Source organism: Aeribacillus sp. FSL M8-0254 (genome assembly GCF_038008845.1).
Taxonomy (GTDB): Bacteria; Bacillota; Bacilli; order Bacillales; family Aeribacillaceae; genus Aeribacillus; species Aeribacillus composti.
In genome coordinates this window covers 645,597-660,170 of record NZ_JBBOZY010000001.1, presented here as the reverse complement: position 1 = coordinate 660,170, position 14,574 = coordinate 645,597, and the positions used below count along the sequence as shown (strand labels likewise).

General features: G+C 39.0%; 15 protein-coding genes. 1 reads left to right on the top strand and 14 read right to left on the bottom strand.

What is annotated here, in order from left to right; genetic code table 11:
- Window positions 1-28 precede the first annotated feature (28 nt).
- The 8 genes from NSQ44_RS03185 to rraA all read right to left on the bottom strand — a co-directional run bounded on the left by NSQ44_RS03185 (window position 29) and on the right by rraA (window position 6,045).
- On the bottom strand, window positions 29-319 hold the full coding sequence (locus NSQ44_RS03185; protein WP_327847696.1) for a phasin family protein: 291 nt from the start codon (window positions 317-319) through the stop codon (window positions 29-31).
- Between the two features lie 148 nt (window positions 320-467).
- Window positions 468-941, bottom strand: a complete 474-nt coding sequence (gene ybaK, locus NSQ44_RS03180; RefSeq protein ID WP_327847695.1) for a Cys-tRNA(Pro) deacylase — start codon at window positions 939-941, stop codon at window positions 468-470.
- A gap of 92 nt (window positions 942-1,033) precedes the next feature.
- Complete coding sequence (locus tag NSQ44_RS03175; protein ID WP_063389224.1) at window positions 1,034-1,744, bottom strand: AAA family ATPase; 711 nt, start codon at window positions 1,742-1,744, stop codon at window positions 1,034-1,036.
- 342 nt (window positions 1,745-2,086) lie between these two features.
- Window positions 2,087-2,626: an O-acetyl-ADP-ribose deacetylase gene (locus tag NSQ44_RS03170; RefSeq protein WP_066248832.1), complete on the bottom strand. Its 540-nt coding sequence runs from the start codon at window positions 2,624-2,626 to the stop codon at window positions 2,087-2,089.
- A gap of 145 nt (window positions 2,627-2,771) precedes the next feature.
- Window positions 2,772-3,110 carry a L,D-transpeptidase gene (locus tag NSQ44_RS03165; protein WP_063389226.1) on the bottom strand — a complete coding sequence of 113 codons (339 nt, stop codon included), beginning with the start codon at window positions 3,108-3,110 and terminating at the stop codon, window positions 2,772-2,774.
- 930 nt (window positions 3,111-4,040) lie between these two features.
- Window positions 4,041-4,160 carry an NAD(P)H-binding protein gene (locus NSQ44_RS03160; protein WP_340854859.1) on the bottom strand — a complete coding sequence of 40 codons (120 nt, stop codon included), beginning with the start codon at window positions 4,158-4,160 and terminating at the stop codon, window positions 4,041-4,043.
- Between the two features lie 117 nt (window positions 4,161-4,277).
- The gene (locus NSQ44_RS03155; protein WP_340854858.1) at window positions 4,278-4,961 is read right to left on the bottom strand and encodes a class I SAM-dependent methyltransferase; all 684 of its coding nucleotides are present in this window, start codon (window positions 4,959-4,961) and stop codon (window positions 4,278-4,280) included.
- Between the two features lie 598 nt (window positions 4,962-5,559).
- A complete protein-coding gene (gene rraA, locus NSQ44_RS03150; protein ID WP_063389228.1) occupies window positions 5,560-6,045 on the bottom strand; it encodes a ribonuclease E activity regulator RraA in 486 nt (161 codons plus the stop codon).
- A 534-nt stretch (window positions 6,046-6,579) separates the two neighbouring features.
- On the opposite strand from rraA, the gene NSQ44_RS03145 reads away from it, so the two are divergent.
- The gene (locus NSQ44_RS03145; RefSeq protein ID WP_340858105.1) at window positions 6,580-8,277 is read left to right on the top strand and encodes an ABC transporter ATP-binding protein; all 1,698 of its coding nucleotides are present in this window, start codon (window positions 6,580-6,582) and stop codon (window positions 8,275-8,277) included.
- 40 nt (window positions 8,278-8,317) lie between these two features.
- Here NSQ44_RS03145 and NSQ44_RS03140 read toward each other — a convergent pair whose 3' ends face one another.
- The 6 genes from NSQ44_RS03140 to NSQ44_RS03115 all read right to left on the bottom strand — a co-directional run bounded on the left by NSQ44_RS03140 (window position 8,318) and on the right by NSQ44_RS03115 (window position 14,537).
- Entirely contained in the window at window positions 8,318-9,433 is a 1,116-nt protein-coding gene (locus tag NSQ44_RS03140) for an ABC transporter permease (RefSeq protein ID WP_340854856.1), read from the bottom strand.
- Window positions 9,430-10,695: an ABC transporter permease gene (locus tag NSQ44_RS03135; RefSeq protein ID WP_340854854.1), complete on the bottom strand. Its 1,266-nt coding sequence runs from the start codon at window positions 10,693-10,695 to the stop codon at window positions 9,430-9,432. Before NSQ44_RS03135 ends, NSQ44_RS03140 begins: the two co-directional genes overlap by 4 nt.
- A gap of 13 nt (window positions 10,696-10,708) precedes the next feature.
- The gene (locus tag NSQ44_RS03130; protein ID WP_340854853.1) at window positions 10,709-11,641 is read right to left on the bottom strand and encodes an ABC transporter ATP-binding protein; all 933 of its coding nucleotides are present in this window, start codon (window positions 11,639-11,641) and stop codon (window positions 10,709-10,711) included.
- A 272-nt stretch (window positions 11,642-11,913) separates the two neighbouring features.
- Window positions 11,914-12,549 (bottom strand): response regulator, encoded by a 636-nt coding sequence (locus NSQ44_RS03125; RefSeq protein ID WP_327848463.1) that lies wholly within the window; start codon window positions 12,547-12,549, stop codon window positions 11,914-11,916.
- Entirely contained in the window at window positions 12,549-13,649 is a 1,101-nt protein-coding gene (locus NSQ44_RS03120) for a sensor histidine kinase (RefSeq protein WP_340854851.1), read from the bottom strand. Before NSQ44_RS03120 ends, NSQ44_RS03125 begins: the two co-directional genes overlap by 1 nt.
- Window positions 13,650-14,108: 459 nt before the next feature.
- Entirely contained in the window at window positions 14,109-14,537 is a 429-nt protein-coding gene (locus tag NSQ44_RS03115; protein WP_063389235.1) for a DUF2935 domain-containing protein, read from the bottom strand.
- Between the last annotated feature and the right edge of the window lie 37 nt (window positions 14,538-14,574).

The window sequence follows — 14,574 nt, the reverse complement described above, 5'->3', positions numbered from 1 at the left end:
AACAAAGGACCTTTTAACAGGTCCTCTTTTACTCATCTTCCTTTTCCAATTTGCGAATCTTTTCTTCCAGTTCTCGGATATCCTCTTTCGTTGCTATATCTAGTTTGTTGATCACCTGAGCCACTTGATCTCGAACAAGACGCTGCAGTTCAGTTTTTTCTTCTTCACCGCGCTTGATTAGCTGGTTAAAAACTTCTTTTGATTCTTCAATCGATATCTCGCCTTTTTTCACGAGTTCATCTACAAACTTTTTCACTTGTTCTTTGCTTGCTACAGCTAAACCAAGTCCGAACGCCAATCCCTTTTTGAATAAATCCATTATGCTTGCCCTCCATTTCTTTCGAATTTCAACACGAGGCTTTATCCTTGTTATCACCTTAATCTTCTATTTTATTCAGTAAAATTCCTTCACTTTCTTTTCGAAGTGTAAAACAACAACCACATCTTATAAAATTCGGCTATTTTTGTTATTTCGTCACATCTTCCAGCTTCGCTTCTGTTACTTGCTGCAAATCTTTGACGCTGAGCTCCATTTGCACGCCGATTTTGCCCCCGCTGACAATAATATGATCGTGTTCCAATGCAGTTGAATCGATAATCGTCGGGTAATGTTTCTTCATGCCGATCGGCGAACAGCCTCCGCGGATATAGCCTGTCCATTTTTGTAAATCTTTTACTGGCAGCATTTCGATTTTTTTCTCTCCTGTTATTTTCGCAGCTTTTTTTAAATCTAATTCTGCCTCAACAGGGATGACAAATACATAAATGTTGCCGGCGCTGCTCTTAGCAACTAATGTTTTATATACTGATTCAGGGCTTCTGCCAATCATTTGTGCAACAGAAATCCCATCAACCTTCCCCTTTTGGACATCGTAAGTAATCACGTTGTATTGTATTTTTTCTTTATCAAGAATTCGCATTGCGTTTGTTTTTGTGTTCATTGTTTATACCTCTCCAAAAGCAGAATATTTTAGGGTGAGTGATGTGATGAAAAATATAAATGGACGGCATCTCCAACACAGGCTGTTGTGTCTCAATCGTTAAACAGTTCACTTAACACCTTTTTTCTATTTTCGAGAAACCGCCTAGTAATAATATAATGCATAGTTTCTTCATATTTTACTTCCTTTAACGGATGTTCATCAAAATTTAAGATTTGGGCATTTGGATAGCCGAGTAAAATGGGAGAATGAGTAGAAATAATAAACTGCGCATCGTTTTCCAAATCTTTTATGATCCTTAATAAAGTCAGCTGTCTAGCAGGTGAAAGTGCTGCTTCAGGCTCATCCAACAGATAGATCGCTTTTTTTCCAAAACGATTTGTTAAAAGTGAGAGAAAAGCTTCCCCGTGCGACTGTTTGTGAAGAGAACGGCCTCCATAATAAGGGAGACTTTCAGGAATTGTATCGAGATACGACGCAAAATGATAAAAGGTCTCAGCTCGCAAAAAAAACCCGTTCGTCACTTTTGGCATCCATGACAGCCGTATGTATTCCCCAAGGGCCGCATCGGAAGCATCTACATGAAAATTATTGTTTTTGCCTCCTCCGGCTGTATTAAAGCCACACTGATAAGCTATTGCCTCAAGGAGCGTTGATTTTCCGGAACCGTTTTCCCCGACAAAAAAAGTAATATTGGAACGAAACGAAATGGATTTTAAATTTTTTATTGCAGGAATCGAAAACGGGTAGCTATTTAAATCAATATCTTTATTTCTTAAAATTTCGAGGCTTTTCAAATACATTGAATTCATCTCCAAAGTCGTTCGTATTTTCATATTCACTGTGCACGTTTCACATAAAAATAAACAACTGCCGATTGCTTGATGTTTTATGGAAAAAATTTTTTGGAATACTGCGACCTTTGAAGTTGATCGCTTTGAAAATCATCAAATGTTGTATTCCGACTTCGAAATTTCTGCATTCATTGAAAAAGTTTCATTATAAACGAAACGGGCGATGGATATTTTCGTCTCAACGCTGCATATTTTGATAAATATGTCGCAAAAACTTATTGTTTACTATTAAAGCCCAACGAATAAATGCTTTTTGTATGGTGGACATTGATTCGAAAAAAGAGTTTTTTCCTATCTGATCATCGTCTTGTAAATATGATAATTTTCGTCATCAAAACAAACGAACAATATTGATTGAATGCTTCGGATGAATTGATTTTGAATACACTCCTTAACGGTCTCTAAAGCAATTTGGGCCGCTTCATGCTTTGGAAAACGATAAACACCAGTACTGATATTTGGAAATGCGATCGTTTTCACGAAATGCTCTTCCGCAAGCTTTAAGGAGTTTATGTAGCAATTTCTTAGCAGCTCCCTTTCTTGATAGGCTCCTCCCTTCCATATTGGTCCGACAGTATGAATAACGTATTTGGCGGGCAAATTTCCTGCAGTAGTAATAACTGCTTCCCCGGTCGGACATCCTCCTGTTCTTTCCCTGATCTTTTTGCATTCCTCCATAATCTCCGGCCCGCCTGCTCTATGGATCGCGCCGTCGACACCCCCGCCTCCCAAAAGTCCGTTGTTAGCCGCATTAACAATCGCGTCAACAGTACACTTTGTAATATCGCCTTTTATTACCTCCAATTCAGTATCGTTAATAACGATTTTCATTAATATCAACCTCCGTTTTTGCAAATTTGAATATGTTATTTCTGGCAGACAGCTCCTATCATGACATATAACAAGAGCTGTCCAAGTTTACGGAAAACCTATTAAACAATACTCTAAACCTTGTGATGCTAGTTGTCGCTGTTATTTATTGCCTTATATCAACTATCGTGCCGATTCGAACGAATTTGGACAATTCAATGATATCGTGATTGTGCATGCGAATGCAGCCTTTGGACACCCTTTTCCCGATCGAAGAAGGGTCATTTGTTCCATGAATGCCGTAATGTTTTTTCGACAATCCCATCCATAAGACACCATAAGGCCCTCCTGGGTTCGGAGCTTTATTGACAATCTTAAAACGACCAATCGGCGTCGCGGTGACAATTTTTCCTATTCCTACTGGGTACCCCCTAATCACTTTGTTTCCATCCAACAGAAAAAGTTTGCGATCCGAAATGTCAACGATGATCCGATAATTTGGCATGCTTCTCACCCTCCTACCTGCACAATATGGGAGGGCGGAAACTAGTGTGACAACATGAAAGCCAAAGGCTTAAGCCTTATCATTATTTTTACGTTTTTATCTGTTTTCTAGTTTCTTAATTTGTTGCTTGATGAACGGTACGACCTGAATCGCCGCTTAAGCATCACTTCCATTTTTTCATACCAGACAGAATGAATAAATTTTTGTATATGTGTGGTCCGCATCCATTTTTTGAACATGGACTTTAAAAGAGGGGCCTACCAAAAAGGATTGATTATTATCATTATCATGTAGTACTTGAAGCTTCGATATAACATGTTTCATTTTGGATGGCGTGGACAGTGAGTTTTCTATAATAAACAGTGAATTCCAAAAATTATTTTCAATCATTAGCGAGTAGCAAAATAACTCATGGCTTTATAAAAAAATGGCTTCTTTCCCACATATAGCTTTTAGTCAGCTTGAAATAAAAGGCTTCTTTTCATGAATCTGATCAATAATAAATCTTGCTATATCAGCATTCGAAATTTTTATTCCCGGCATATCCGTTAAGCTTTCCTTTATATTGCCCGTTTCTGACCCCTAAACAACAAATGGTAAGCGTACAAGCGTCCAGTCAATCTCACTATTTGCGAGAATGTGTAGTTCTTTTCGTTTGTCTGTCATCATCTTAGGAAATAAGAGTTCAAGCATTTTTGCACCTATTCTATTTATTAGTTTCTTGTTGTCACCTTTTATAGTTGGGACCGCACCTGTAACCCCTTAGTATCTTTTAATTCCAAATTCATGCATTACCGCAAGGACATTATTCGGTACACTGCTATATAACGGCAAAGCCTTTACCGACTGTCCAAAGGTATTTATAACAATATTACAGTCTTTGAGGAGAATTCGAATAAAATTTATATTTTGAACATCTCCCCTAATAAGCTAAATTCTGTCATCACGATATGCTAATTTATCTGGATTTCTAACAAGCATACGAACTTGGCAGCCGCTTTCTAACGCTTTTTTGGCAATGTAACGACCTACTTTTCCTGTCCAGCCCATGATTGAATTCTATCAGAATGTTCCAATGAATCTTCCCCTAGGACATTTTTTATAGAATGTGTAAAATATTGTTTTCGTTTCTTTTTAAACAACTACAACAAAATAAGTCCCCATTTGCTATTCAGCTTTACGAAGCATGAATAACCACATGAAGGTTAATGCCTGCTTTAACTCCGTTGAAAGTGAGGCAACTAGTTTCTCAGTGACTCTGCTTTTATAAACTCCTTCTCCATCAACTAGTTCCCAGCCGTTTTCCTTCGCTAATTTTTCAAACTCCCATGGCATCATTGTATTGCAAATCACTGGCTCTCCATATAATCGGCGATAGCTGTGCATTCGCGGAGCAGCGGTCGGACCGAGCAGCCCTACACAAAGGAGATGACCGTTTTTTAACACTCGCCTCATTTCATTCAAAGCTTCCAGCGGCTTCTCTATCCACTCAATCGAGTTAATTGCCATTGCTCCTGAAAATGTTTCATCAGGAAACGGCAATTTCGTTAAATCCCCTTGAAGAAATTGCAAATGCTCGTTCTCTCCTCTCGACTTCGCCTTTTCAATCATTTCCTTGGAGAAATCAATGCCAATAACATGATAGCCTGCTTCATGAAGCTTAAGCGAACCGTATCCGTCCCCGCAGCCTAAATCAGCGATATAACTTCCTTTCGGTATATGCTTTAAAATAAAAGGAACAATCGTTTTACGGTTGCCATGCTCCCACCTTTCCTCACTGCTTTGATTCCAAAAATCGGCCCGATCATTCCAGTTTTTTTCTGCTTCTTTATGCCAATTAAATGTTTCCAATGTTTACACCTCATTTGTATTAAGATACATGAATGGACGAGAAGTTAGGATTGACAATCAACAAGAAATGCTTGCTGCGAAAAAAATTATGAAGGCGGCATTATAAATTTTAACCTCTTCGGGGCAAGTGCTGATGGAAGCCGCAAATGAAGCTGTTCGTGCGTAAAAATTTTCACAGAAAAAACGGTGATCATGACATTAGTAGAAATGGCGAATAACTTTCCTGCATTTTTCTAAATAAAAAGGAGAGTTCATTAAAAGTACGATAAAGGCAGCGGTGACCAAAAAATTCATCCATTTTTTACTCAAGCGATTGGAAGAAGCAACAGCAATAGCAATAATTGTAATAAATCGTCAAATATAAAAGTGACGTAAATGATGAAAAGGAAAAAGTCGACTCTTTTATACGAATGTCGACTTTTTGTCTAGATCTTCATTGTTACTTATATAAGCTGACGGTGCGTCTGAACGCGTGTTATTCGCAAAAAATTCTCATTTTTCCTTTCGACATTACGTTTCGTCCTCTGTATCGTTTGACAGCTTTTCAAGTATAGATCACTATGTTGTCCCACGTAAGGACAGTATGCAATCAATTAAATTATTCTATATTCATATTTAGCGACACTTCAGAAACGACAATGCCATCGCTGTCAGCATACACATACGCATTTGGGATCCAGCGCACTTCACCAAATTCAAGTACGACATCACGGCTTCCTTTCCCTTCTTTTTTACTTTTAACCGGACAGGTGCCGAGTGCCTTTACCCCAATCGGCATCGTTGCAATTTCAGCGGAGTCGCGTATACATCCATTTATAATCACGCCAGATAATTCACGTTCACATGCAATCTGAGCTAAACGATCTCCTAAAAGCGCGCAGTTTCGTGAACCTTTTCCATCCACAACAAGAACTGAACCTTTTGGGATCGTTTCTAGAGCCTGACGAACTAGCACATTATCTTCAAACACTTCAACCGTTGCAATTGGACCTGAAAATTCCTTTTGTCCCCCATAACTGATAAGCGGCAATTTACAAACTTGAAGCTTTTCTAAATATTGATCGCATAAATCAGCAGTTTTCATGATGAATTCTCCTTCCCCATCTATGTTTGATACAAAAATATATTTTGACAACCAAGAAGCAAATCCCTTTCAAATTGAAAAAATAATCAAAGGTCAAGATCCGCGCTCGCTTTTCGTTGTTTGGCCGGGCTTGCTGGATACTAGCCGGCGCAACACAAAGCCAAACTCTTCTCTCTTGCACTTAGTGATTCATTAATTCTTTCTTTAAAATATTTCGATGAACTACCCCCTCCCACTTGCTTAGAGGCGGGCTTCATGTAACCGTTTTAACGATATGAAAAGGACTGAGCCGTCAAATCTGTTCCACTTAGACAGCCGCAATTCTTCCTTTCCATACAATTTCAAAATTTAAATCAATTTTTTCAAAAAATATATTGATTCTAACGTTACGTCAGGTTTTAAGATAAAACTAAGAAGGAGAGAAGCTATCCAGCAATCCTGATTCAAAATGGCCCGAACGTAAAGGAGAGATTCGTTGTGGAGAATTTTGAAAAAAATCAAACTTCCTGGCAAAATTTTAAAAAGCTGATAAAAATGGCTAACCCTCCTTTCTGGATTTTTGTTGCGGCAATCGCATTAAGTCTTTTGGAAGCAGCTACAGGATTAGTCGTTCCGATCTTTACACGGGATTTGATTGATCGTTTTTCAACTTCAAGTATTGAAACTCATTTAATCTTTTTATTGATTGCAGTTTTTATTCTTCAGTCAGCTACATCAGGCTTCTCCTATTATCTTATGTCTTATATTGGCGAATATATTGTGGCAAAAATCCGTTCAAAGCTTTGGAACCATGTGCTGTATTTGCCGATACCTTATTTTGACCGCCATGAATCTGGAGAATTGATGAGCCGCATAACACAGGACACTTATACAGTAAAGTCGCTTGTGACCGAGCATTTTGCTAATTTTGTTTCAGGAATTGTTACGGTCTTAGGGGCTGTCGCTATTTTAATTATCATTGATTGGAAAATGACGCTCATTCTGTTTATTTTTGTACCGCTTGCTATCGTATTGGTTCTTCCACTTGGACAGAAAATCTATAAAATTTCCATGCAAACCCAAGACGAAATGGCCACTTTCAGCGGCAATCTAGGCCGCGTGCTGAGCGATATCCGGTTGGTAAAATCAAACATTGCCGAACCTGTCGAAAAACAAAACGGAAATCAAAAAATTCAGCAGTTGTTCCGATTCGGCTTGAAGGAAGCAAAAATCCAAGCGATTATTTCACCTTTAATGGCAACGATTATTATGGCGGTGTTAGTCGTCATTATCGGCTATGGAGGAATTCGTGTTGCCAGAGGAGAATTATCCGCAGGTTCGCTCGTTGCCATCATAATATATATGGTGCAAATTATTGTACCTTTTAGCCAAATGGCAGGATTTTTTACAGCTTTCCAAAAGGCAATGGGTGCGACAGAACGAATTCAGCAGCTTTTGAATACAGAAACAGAATATAATAATGGAAATACAAGAATTGATGTTCATAAACCGATCGTGTTTCAAAACATCTCGTTTGCTTATGAAAAAGGAAAAACGATTTTGCAAAACGTTCATTTTGAAGTGAAGCCCGGCCAAACCGTCGCGATCGTCGGACCAAGCGGTGCTGGTAAAACAACTATTTTTTCCCTTATTGAACGGTTCTATCAGCCAACAAACGGGGCAATAAAATTAGGGAATACCGACATTCGCGAATTTCCGCTTTTTGAGTGGCGCCAACAGATCGGTTACGTTTCTCAAGAAAGCCCGATTATGTCTGGCACGATTCGTGAAAATATTTGCTACGGCCTAAATCGTACAGTCAGCGAAGAAGAAGTGAGAAAAGCAGCGCAATTGGCCAATGCAGATGAATTCATCGAACAAATGCAAGACGGCTATGAAACGGAAGTCGGCGAAAGAGGGATCAAGCTATCCGGTGGGCAGCGTCAGCGCATTGCCATCGCGAGGGCACTGTTGAGAAATCCAAAAATTCTTCTGCTGGATGAAGCTACATCCAATTTAGACAGCAACTCCGAGCAAAAAGTGCAAAACGCTCTCCTTCATCTTATGAAAAATCGTACAACATTTGTCATCGCCCATCGACTTTCAACTATTATTAATGCAGATTTAATCATCGTCCTCGAAAATGGTAAAATTACCGGTCAGGGAACACATGATGAACTTTTGCAGTCCCATCCGTTGTATCAAAAGCTTGTCAGCCGACAAATGCAAAATTTTGCTCCCGCCAACGATTAAGGCGGGAGCCACATATAATTTACAAATGGAAGCTGACCGCTTAAGCCCGTTTCCGCTCCATAATGTTGATCCCTAACCCCATGAACACAACAGCCATCAAGAATAGGATGCTCATCGGATAGAGCAAATCGCTGAATGAGTAGCCGTAAACTACCGCCCCTTTTAACAGGTCCATTCCATACGTTACGGGGACAAATTTTGAAAGCAAGAGAAGTGCATCCGAAGAAACAATTTCCAGCGGCCAATAAGCTCCTCCGAGCATCGCCATGCTGACAGAAACAAGCGGAAGCACCGCATGAAACTGCTGCTCATTATTGACAATTCCTACTATAAAAATTGATATTGCGACAATTGCCAGTACATAAGGGATGAGCAATACGAGCACAAACCAAAATTTATCGCTGAAATCTACATCAAACACAAAGTGAAAGACTGCAAAAATGAGCGCCACCTGAATATAGCCGGTTGCAAAACTGTAAATTAAATTTCCGGCATACATCTCCCATTTTTTGACCGGCGACAAAATCATTCGATCCCAAATGCCGTTTCGCTTTTCCATTAATATATTAAAAACGTTGTACGCAATCGTATAAATGACAAAAAATAAGACACTGCCGAAAATCGATTGCATTTTGCTGTTGATGATAACAGTTTCATCCGCACGGAAATGTTTTGTCTCTACGGTAAACACCGGATCGTTTTTCGCTTCCGCAAGCGATTTTGCCACTTGCTTTGCGCTTGATTCTCCTTGTTTTTCCTTCACCTGATCGATGATCGACTTGGATTGTAATGCTTTTGCGTAAACTTTTTGAACCGTTTGCTGAACCAAATAGCTATTGGGGGTATTGGAAGCAACGATTATGCGGAAATCGTCCTTTTTAAGCTCCACACCTGCTTCCACCTTACCTTCGCCAACCAGCTTTTCAACTTCCTCTTTTTTCATCCTTTTAAACGAAAATAGATTATACTGCTCAAGAGAGCGAATGATTTCCTTCACTTCACTTTCAGGCAGCGCGCTGTATACTGGAACAACTATAGTCTGTTTGTTTACGGAACTGATGAGCATAGCAAAAACGACAGAAAGGATCGACACCATTAAAAATAGCCAAGGCTTCCGGATAAAAAGACGCAGCTTTGCTGTCAAAACTCCGATCACGCCATTTCACCCCTTTTTGGGAAAACTAGCAAGCTCAATACAAACATAACAAAACCGAAAAGACATAAGTATATGACAGGCCAAATAAATTGCGACAGATCATAGCCTTGCAAAATTTTTAAATAAGCTGTCATGCCGGCTCCATTTGGCGTCATATCCCCCAATTTGTGCATAAATTCCGACATTTGCGAAACCGGGAAATAGCTGCCGCCAAGAAAAGCCAAAATAGAAACGACTCCGCTTGAGAAGAAAATGGAAACATTATCTGAATTTATTCGATAGCTCAATGATGTTAAAAAGGTTCCTATTCCTCCGACTGCCACACAAAGAGCAAGCGTAACAATGATAAACGAGACGAGATCCGGCCACTTGACACTGTAAAAAACGGCTGCTAAAGCATATAACAAGGAGAGCTGAAAAAAGGCAATGATCAAGGAAGTTATGAAAATAGCAGCCATGTATAAATTTTTCGGTACATTGGCAAGCAACAAACGATGGAATGCGTTCGACTGTTTTTCTTGCAAAGCATGAGACGAAATATACGAGGCCAGATACAACACAAACATAACGCTTATGCCGACTGTATAATAAGTAAAAGAATTAATCGGCTCCCGTTTTGTCACGGTTTCCATTTCTCCTTTTACTTTTGCGACAGGCAGTTCAAGGGATTCGTTTAAGCCAGCTTGATCCAGTTTAGAAATCAAAGAATATTGCTCTTGAAATTCAGTGATGAGCTCTTGAACAAATTGGGCTGTAATGTCTTTGCCTTCGTTGACATATATACTAAGCTTCGGCTTCGTTTTCTCACCAAATATTAAATGGTTTAACAACGTGTATGAAAAATGCTCCGGCACTTCAACAATGACTGTATATTTGTCATTTTCGCGGATTTCCTCCAATTCAGAAGGCTGAAACTCTGCCATTTGTATATACGGTTCCAGCTCTTTTGAGCCTAAAATTTCTTGTTTTAAAATGGAAATAGGCATCATTTTTTCCACTTGTTTTAATAGAAATTCCTTTTCCTCATCCGGCATTTGCACGTTTTTTACGTCGTTGGCGAATTTTTCGAAGTCCTCTTGTTCATTGCCATGTTCGACAATCGCTACTTTCGCTTGAATATCCATTTTTTTACTGTCCATTACACTTGTGAGCGCAAAACCTAAAATAGATATAAGAGTGAACGGCATTACTAATAGAAGAAGCAATTCCTGCTTATTGCGGATCATTATTAAAAATTGTTTCTTAATAAATTGTCCAATCATGGTCATCACCCTTTTAATTTCGTAATGCTCTTCCAGTTAAATGAAGAAACACATCTTCCAAAGTAGGTGTTTTAATCTCGATAGATGTCAACATTGTGTTTGTTTCCTCAGCAATTTTGAACAATATGGAAAAAGCATTCGCTTCCTTTGGCGTTAATACGGTAATTACCCGATCTTGCACAGTCACGCGATTGACAACCGGATGATCACGCAGCGCTTGAATAAATGAATCGTTCACGCGCTCGACAGTAATTTGGGTTGTGTTTTCTGCCGATAAAATATTTTTTATCTCCTCTTTAGTACCGGCCGCCAAAATATTCCCTTTATCCATAATGTAAATGCGATTGCATAAAAATTCGACTTCCTCCATATAATGGCTCGTGTACAATACGGTCATTTTTTTCTCCTTATTTAACCTTTTGACCGTTTCCAAAATATAATTTCTTGATTGCGGATCAATGCCGACTGTCGGTTCATCCATAATGATCAATTCAGGTTCGTGCAGCAAGGCAGCCCCGATGTTCAATCTTCTCTTCATTCCGCCTGAAAAATTTTTGACAAGATCATGCTGGCGATCCGTTAAACCGATCATTTCCAAAACTTCCTCTACCTTCTGTTTTAATTGCGAACCTGACAGCCGATAAATTTTGCCGAAAAACAGCAAATTTTCCCGCGCTGATAAATCGGGATATAATGCAATTTCTTGCGGTACAACCCCTAAAATTTTTCTGAGCTTTTCCGGCCTTTTGATGACACTTTCGTTATGCAAACGAACATCACCGCTTGTCGGCGGAATCAGAGTAGAAATAATTGAAATGGTGGTCGATTTGCCGGCGCCGTTTGGCCCCAAAAGCCCGATGATTTCCCCTCTTTCCAAAAATAAATTCACACCGTTTACAGCATGCGTTTGTTTAAACCTTTTCGTTATTTCAACAGCTTCCAGCATTTTTTATCCTCCCTCTCAACGTTCTATTTGTATATTACAGCGTCCGCACTTTCTCACATACTATCTGCAGTCACTCTTTTCACTGAAAAACTATGACTTAGGTCATACATTTACAAAGTCTCTAGGAATAACGCTGAAAATCAGCAAACATTCCGAGTCGAAGCAAACATTTTTCAATTATGAACGCTTCATTAACATAGAGCTTTAAAATTTCACGGCATTATTTCAATACAAAAAAAGACCGGCCTAAATAGCCGATCCTAATCAAACAGCTAGCAAATATCATGTTTAATGGCATAAATAGCGAGCTGTGTTCTATCCCGCAGCCCAAGTTTATTTAAAATTTGCGTCATATGGTTTTTGACAGTTCCGACGGACAAATGAAGGTCAGACGCAATTTCTTTGTTCGTTTTTCCTTCGCCGACAAGCTTCACAATCGCCAGCTCACGCGGTGTTAAAGGCACGTTCACCATCTCTTTTTTTGGCTTTTCCAGCAGCTTCGGTACCATTTTTGCCGCTACATCTTCATGAATGGACATTCCGCCTTTCATGCAGCTATGTATCGCATCAATCAGCTTTGTCGGTTCAGATGTCTTCAGCAAAAAACCACTTGCCCCATCCTTCAACGTCTGTACGGCATATTCCTCATCATTAAACGTTGTTAAAATAAGAATTTTCGCATCAGGCCACCGCTCTTTTATTTTTTTAGTCGCTTCTACTCCGTTCATAACTGGCATGCGAATATCCATTAATATCAGATCTACAATTGTCTTTTCCATTATTTCGATTGCTTTTAACCCATGCTCAGCTTCCGCGACTACTTTTAATTGCTCGTCCTGTTCGATCATCATTTTCAAACCCTGGCGGACAATGGCTTGATCTTCAACAAGTAAAATACGGATGGTCATCATTCATACTCCTTTATTGGCAAAGTCCCATGAACAACAAACTCATCATTTGTTTGAAATATGTTCAAGCTTCCTCCAGCTTCTTTCACACGCTCTTTCATATTCGTTAAACCGAAGCCTTTTTGAAACGGTTTGGCATCCGATATCCGGTTTTTTATCGTAAATTCCAAGTCACCGATCGCATTTTTTCCTAATATGATATACACTTCCCTTGATTGCGCATGCCGCATCGCATTCGTTAGCGCCTCTTGGATGACTCGGTACAAAACGACATTTTGCTGATTAGTAAGACGGGCCGACAAAACCCCTTGCTTCGTCGTAAAATGCACCATAATATGACTTTCCGATTCCAGCTTGCGAATGAGCTGAAGCACTGACGAAATCCCTTCACTTTCATCCATTTTTAGCGCCCTAACTGCATGTCTCGTTTCCTCTAAACTTTCGCGAACTAAAGATTTTAATTCTTCATATTCCTTCCTTTTCTCTTTGATCGAAAGCATCTCAAGCTGCATCAGCAATGCCGTTAATTTATGCCCGACAGAATCATGAATATCACGGGCAATTCTCGTTCGTTCTTCCAATCTGGCCGACCGCTCGTTTTCATAGCTGATACGCTTTAATCTCCTATATTCTCCCAATAGTTGTTCATACAGCTCCCTTTGTTCCTTCCTTTCAAAGATATATTCATTTAAAACAACAGAAATGAACGTAAATATTGCAAACGCCGTCAGCCATTCAAAAGGATTAGGAAGGAATAAGGCGATGAGAATCGAAGCAAAAACATGAATAACGGCAAACAGACGAAAGGACTGTTTTTTCAGCTGAAAAATTGCTTCGACATAAAGGTATAAAATTAATAAAAGAGAGGCATGATTGCCTGCAGCAGACTGAAGCCATCCCGCTGACAAAATGAAGAGATCCAAGATGATGTACAACAGAAGAGGATTTTTGACAACAGGCAGAAAAAAATAGCAGCCAATTGTACAAGCACTTAAAAATACCAATAAGGTGAGATGTGCTGAATGATCCAAAAAAGCTGAAAATAAAAAGTACGTCCATAAAACAGCAAAAACGAACACTCTGAATAAAAAAGCCTTCACTGACATCCCACCCTTTGTAACCTACTATCAACCTACTGAAACTATAAAAGAATGTCAACGGCTTTTCAAAAGAAATGTCGGACATTTCTCAAATCCTGTACCAATTAATTAAAATACTGAACTCCTCCCTTTTTCTCTCCAAAATAATTACCCTGTGATTTTAGAATTCAACATTTCTAAATAACAACCTCTATAATTAAAGACACCGGTTTAATCTAACCGATGTCTTTAACTAAATCCTATAACTAACAATAACAATTCCTATATCTAATTAGTTAATGTAAAAACCGCATAAAAATCAATATTCCAGCAAGTTTTTATAAATAAAATTTTTCTTACTAGTATTCCATAGTATGTAAAAATATCCTCATACTCTCGAAATTGCATATCATAGATATAATAATAAAATCCAGGAAAACAAAAAGGAAACTCCTTCAAAAAAGGAATTCCCTTGAAAATTTACTTGCTGCCATACAACAGCACTTGCGCTATGCCGACAAAATATTCTGATTCACGAATAATATGGTTCAAAACAACTTTGGCGGTCGGATTTTTTCGAACAGCAGCGCTTTCCGTTTTAATTTGCCGGCATAATTTAATAAAATCGAGACTTTGCTTTAAGCAAAATGACACCAAATTCAATACTCGTTGATAAAGCTTTGCTGGAATATAGTAAGGGGAGCGTATGACAGACTCAATATAGCGCACAACCTTTTGATGCGTCTTCGACAATTCTTCTTCCCAATTTAACAAAGCATCTACATAGTTTTGCTCTAAATTTGCCACCAGCTCTCGGATCACAACAGTATGCTCTTCCTCTTGATGCTTCCAAAACTCCGCTTCATCCAATATGCGAAGCGGCATTTGCTGACCGTAATAAAATTGCATCATCCATCCTCCCATGATCGTCGTTCATTTCAATTGT

Coding starts and splice junctions, on each gene's coding strand:
- rraA (WP_063389228.1), bottom strand. CDS start 6,045: ATGAAAACTGCTGATTTATGCGATCAATATTTAGAAAAGCTTCAAGTT.
- ybaK (WP_327847695.1), bottom strand. CDS start 941: ATGAACACAAAAACAAACGCAATGCGAATTCTTGATAAAGAAAAAATA.
- NSQ44_RS03125 (WP_327848463.1), bottom strand. CDS start 12,549: ATGACCATCCGTATTTTACTTGTTGAAGATCAAGCCATTGTCCGCCAG.
- NSQ44_RS03115 (WP_063389235.1), bottom strand. CDS start 14,537: ATGCAATTTTATTACGGTCAGCAAATGCCGCTTCGCATATTGGATGAA.
- NSQ44_RS03130 (WP_340854853.1), bottom strand. CDS start 11,641: ATGCTGGAAGCTGTTGAAATAACGAAAAGGTTTAAACAAACGCATGCT.
- NSQ44_RS03185 (WP_327847696.1), bottom strand. CDS start 319: ATGGATTTATTCAAAAAGGGATTGGCGTTCGGACTTGGTTTAGCTGTA.
- NSQ44_RS03170 (WP_066248832.1), bottom strand. CDS start 2,626: ATGAAAATCGTTATTAACGATACTGAATTGGAGGTAATAAAAGGCGAT.
- NSQ44_RS03175 (WP_063389224.1), bottom strand. CDS start 1,744: ATGTATTTGAAAAGCCTCGAAATTTTAAGAAATAAAGATATTGATTTA.
- NSQ44_RS03165 (WP_063389226.1), bottom strand. CDS start 3,110: ATGCCAAATTATCGGATCATCGTTGACATTTCGGATCGCAAACTTTTT.
- NSQ44_RS03135 (WP_340854854.1), bottom strand. CDS start 10,695: ATGATTGGACAATTTATTAAGAAACAATTTTTAATAATGATCCGCAAT.
- NSQ44_RS03160 (WP_340854859.1), bottom strand. CDS start 4,160: ATGGGCTGGACAGGAAAAGTAGGTCGTTACATTGCCAAAAAAGCGTTA.
- NSQ44_RS03145 (WP_340858105.1), top strand. CDS start 6,580: ATGGCTAACCCTCCTTTCTGGATTTTTGTTGCGGCAATCGCATTAAGT.